Origin of the sequence: Allobosea sp. (assembly GCF_030694325.1) — a bacterium.
Classification (GTDB): domain Bacteria; phylum Pseudomonadota; class Alphaproteobacteria; order Rhizobiales; family Beijerinckiaceae; genus Allobosea.
Genome location: NZ_JAUXYO010000001.1, coordinates 1 through 4,317 on the forward strand (window position 1 = coordinate 1; position 4,317 = coordinate 4,317).

4 protein-coding genes and 1 pseudogene are annotated in these 4,317 nt (G+C 69.5%); all 5 read right to left on the bottom strand.

The genetic code is table 11. The annotated features are described in order from the left end of the window. Positions 1-939: PhoH family protein (locus tag Q8M82_RS00005; protein WP_305689349.1), on the bottom strand; the 939-nt coding region annotated here is incomplete at its 3' end. A gap of 222 nt (positions 940-1,161) precedes the next feature. Next, positions 1,162-2,547, bottom strand: coding sequence for a tRNA (N6-isopentenyl adenosine(37)-C2)-methylthiotransferase MiaB (miaB, locus tag Q8M82_RS00010; RefSeq protein WP_305689350.1), 1,386 nt, complete (start codon positions 2,545-2,547; stop codon positions 1,162-1,164). A gap of 112 nt (positions 2,548-2,659) precedes the next feature. Further along, positions 2,660-3,472: a lyso-ornithine lipid O-acyltransferase gene (gene olsA, locus Q8M82_RS00015; protein ID WP_305689351.1), complete on the bottom strand. Its 813-nt coding sequence runs from the start codon at positions 3,470-3,472 to the stop codon at positions 2,660-2,662. 15 nt (positions 3,473-3,487) lie between these two features. Continuing rightward, positions 3,488-3,943: a GNAT family N-acetyltransferase gene (locus tag Q8M82_RS00020; RefSeq protein ID WP_305689352.1), complete on the bottom strand. Its 456-nt coding sequence runs from the start codon at positions 3,941-3,943 to the stop codon at positions 3,488-3,490. A 114-nt stretch (positions 3,944-4,057) separates the two neighbouring features. After that, positions 4,058-4,317: pseudogene (locus tag Q8M82_RS00025) on the bottom strand (tRNA (adenosine(37)-N6)-threonylcarbamoyltransferase complex dimerization subunit type 1 TsaB); the annotation flags it as partial.

Consider the following 4,317-nt stretch of genomic DNA (forward strand, 5'->3'; position numbering starts at 1 on the left):
GCGCACGACGTCGCCCTCCTCGAACTTGGCATAGCCGACACCCTCGACGCCCGAGAGCAGCTTCACCGCTTCGATCAGCCCCGAGCGCTGGCCCGGGGGCAGGTCGATCTGCGAGGGATCGCCGGTGATGATCATCCGCGAGCCCTCGCCGAGACGGGTCAGGAACATCTTCATCTGCACCGAGGTCGCGTTCTGCGCCTCGTCGAGCAGCACGACCGCATTGGTCAGCGTGCGCCCGCGCATGAAGGCCAGCGGCGCGATCTCGATCATGCCGGTCTGCAGCGCACGCTCGACATGCCGCGCCTCCATGAAGTCGTTCAGCGCATCGTAGATCGGCCGCAGATAGGGGTCGACCTTCTCGCGCATGTCGCCGGGCAGGAAGCCGAGCCTCTCGCCGGCCTCCACCGCCGGCCGCGACAGCACCATCCGCTCGACCACGCCCTGCTCGATCAGGGAGACGGCATGGCCGACCGCGAGCCAGGTCTTGCCGGTGCCGGCCGGGCCTTCGGCGAGCACGAGTTCGTTGCGCTTGAGCTGGCGCAGATAGGCGTCCTGCGCCGCATTGCGCGCCCGAACGGGGCCGCGCTTGCGCGTCACGATGGCGTCGAAGGACGCCTTGCCGGTATCGGCCGCCGGAAACAGCGAGCGCTGGACGTTGCTCTCCTCGATGGCGCCGTCGACCTCGCCCAGCGTGACCGAGGCTCCGGCCTTGGCGCGCGTGTAGAGCGTCTTCAGAACGCGCCCGGCCTGCTCGGCAGTCTCGCGCGGGCCCTTGATCGTCACATGATTGCCGTTGGGGCTGATCACGACGCCGAGGCGACGCTCCAGATGCGCCAGGTTCTGGTCGTAATGTCCGAAGACGAGGCTCGCCAGCCGGTTGTCCTCGAAGGACAGCACCACCTCGGTGGCCGGCAGACCATCCCGCGTCAGACTGTCCATGCGCGTCGGCGCCAGCTCGCGCCGCGGGCTCCGTTCCGGTCTCGTCGAGTCAGCCTGTGCCAAAAGCGTCGTCTCCCTGGCGCCTGTTCCGGCCGGACAGGAGCGTGAGGCCGGGTGGTTGAGCGGATGGCTCGTCCCTATCAGCCGCCGCGAGGTTGGCAGTCTGATGACAGGGGACCGCCGGAACGGCGGTCGATGCGGGACAGGGGGGCTGGAGCGCCGTCACGCGGCCATGTCCTTCGACGGGCGCGGCAGCGCAGGCGCCGCCGGATCCCCGGCCGTCCGGCCGAACAGCGAATTAGAACCCGCCCGCTCGATCACCACCTGCACGAGGTCGCCGATCTGATTCGTCTCCGTCTCGATCTGCACAGCCTGAAGGTAAGGCGACTTCCCCACAAGCTGTCCGGGATGCCGCCCGGCCCGCTCCAGCAGAACCTCGACCGTGCGCCCGACCATGGCATGGTTGAAGGCCTGGCGGTGGTGTTCGATCCGGTCCTGCAGCCGGTAGAGCCGCTCGTCCATCAGCGCCGCCGGCACCTGCTCGCCGAGATCGGCGGCCGGCGTGCCCGGACGCGGCGAGTATTTGAAGGAATAGCTCGAGGCGAAGCCGATTTCGTCGACGAGCGCGATCGTGTCCTCGAAATCGGAATCCGTCTCGCCGGGGAAGCCGACGATGAAGTCGGAGGACAGGGCTATGTCGGGCCGTGCCTCGCGGATCCGGGCGACGAGCCGCCGGTACTCGTCGGCCGTGTGCTTGCGGTTCATCGCCGCCAGGATCCGGTCCGAACCGGCCTGCACCGGCAGATGCAGGAACGGCATCACCTGCGGCAGGTCGCGATGCGCGGCGATGAGGTCGTCGTCCATGTCCCGGGGATGGCTCGTGGTGTAGCGGATCCGGGCGATTCCCGGGACCTCCGCAACGCGATGCATCAGTCGCGCCAGCCCCCAGATCCGCCCGTCGGGACCCTCGCCGTGATAGGCGTTGACGTTCTGTCCGATCAGCGTGACGTCCTGCACGCCCGAGGCCGCCAGCCGCTCGATCTCGGCCATGACCTGCGCGACAGGGCGCGAGAATTCCGCGCCGCGCGTATAGGGCACGACGCAGAAGGCGCAGAACTTGTCGCAGCCTTCCTGCACCGTGACGAAGGCCGAAATGCCGCGCCGGCGGATCGCCTGAGGCTGCGGGGCCGGCAGATGGCCGAACTTGTCGTCGATCGGCAGATCCGTGTCGACGACGCGCTTCGCACGGGCCTGCTGCAGCAATTCGGGCAGGCGGTGATAGGCCTGCGGGCCGACGACGAGATCGACCGCCGGCTGGCGCCGCTGGATCTCTGCACCCTCGGCCTGGGCGACGCAGCCCGCCACGACGATGCGGGTCTCCCGGCCCTCCGCAGCCTGCGCGGTCTTGAGGTCCCGCAGCTTGCCGAGCTCGGTATAGACCTTCTGCACCGCCCTGTCGCGGATATGGCAGGTGTTCAGCAGGATCAGATCCGCGCCTTCCGGCGTCGCCGTTTCCTCGAAGCCCTGTTCGCCCAGGATGTCGGCCATTCGCTGGCCGTCATAGACGTTCATCTGGCAGCCGAAGGACTTGATGTGGACTTTCTTCATCGCGCCGGGTCTGGTCTCCAAACCGCTTCCTTACTCCGGATCGCGCCGGGAGGAAACGGCTTCCCGCCCGATCTCCGCCATTCGGCGAGAGTCAGTCCCTGCAAGGGGCCGCTCACGGCTCGGTCCGGCCGCTGACGGTCTCCTGCCGCGCCTTGCGGATCGCAGCCTCCGCGCGCCGTGTCGCTTCCTTGCGGGAGGTCTCGCGGCCCATGGCGATCGGCTCTCCCCAGACCAGCTCGACATCGATCGCGCCGGCCCGCAGCACGGTCTTCAGATGCGGCGCGAGTTCCGTGTCGCCATACCAGGCGAGCAGCGAGCGCTCGGCGCGCCCGCCCGCCATGCCGTGGAAGCCCGTATAGCTGATCGTCAGCGGGTAGACGGCGATATCGGCCTCTGGTTCCGCCTTGCCCCTGCCGAGCGCTTCATGGGCCGCGCCCAGCAGGGAGGAGCGCATCGGCAGGATGCGCGTTCCGTCGCCCGTCGTTCCTTCGGCGAAGAGCACGACGGCTTCGCCGGCCAAGAGCCGTTCGCCCATCTGCGCGGCGACATCGGCCGTGGCCGCCCGGCGCGAGCGGTCGATGAAGACCGTCCGCTGGAGCTTCGCCAGGAAGCCGATCACAGGCCAGGTCGCGACCTCGCTCTTGGCGACGAAACAGACCGGCCTCTCGGCCCCGAGCACAGCGATGTCGAGCCAGGAGACGTGATTGGCGACGATCAATCCGCTGCTGCCGGCCGGGGGCGGCGTGCCCCGCACACGTCGCCGCACCCCGAGGCAGCGGCAGGTCAGCCGGTGGAACAGCCGCGGGATCGCAGCCCCGCGCGACGGCGCGACGCGCATCACCAGCATCTGCACCGGCATCAGGGCGACCATGCCCATGGCGAGGGCCGTCAGACGCAGAACCGCGCCGGGAGCGAGCCCCTGCATGTCAGGTCCGCTCCCTCATGCCAGGTCGAGCCGCATCGCGACCGCGGTCGCGCGGCCACCGCCGGTTTTGGGATAATAGCCCTTGCGGCGCCCCACTTCGCGAAAGCCGAGATGGCGATAGAGCCGCTCGGCGGCGACATTGCCTTCTTCGACCTCGAGGAAAACCTGGGTCACGCCGCGGCCCGCGAGGCGCGACAGATGGGCGCCAAGGAGACTGGCTCCGAGCCGGCTGCCGCGCTGGGCCGGCGTCACCACGATCGAGAGGATTTCGGCCTCGTCGGCAGCCTGGCGCGACATCACGAAACCGACCGGCCGCGCCGCAGATCCCACGAAGACGCCATCGGTCGTTACCACCGCATCGGCCATCAGCGCCGCGCATTCCCCGGGATCCCAGCCGCGCGCGAAGCCGCCCTGGCCGTGCAGGGCGGCGACGTCCCGGGCGTGGCGCGCATCGAGGCGTTCCGTCCGCACCGGGCAGGCTCGAGGGTGGAGAAGTCGCCGCAGCCAGTCCATGCCGCTTGATGGCACAGTCAGACCGTCTGGCAAGTCCTGTTGCGTCACCGGCGTCGCCGACCCGTTCCGCCGCTATCGTCTCGGCAGGCGGGCGCGATCCTGCGGCGTCGTTTCGGGAGCCTTGAGATAAAGCGGCCGCGGCGGTGCCGTCTGTGGGTCGGCGATCAGTCCGAGGCGCGCGACCCAGGTCACGTCGGGTGCGCGGGCGTCGTCGAGCACCAACGCGTCGAGCCCGATCGCCCAGGCCTCGTTGGCGACAGCGAGCGCGGCCGACCCTACGAGGCTGACCGGCCCGGCCCCGATGGCGCGAGCCGCGTCGCGATAGCTGACCT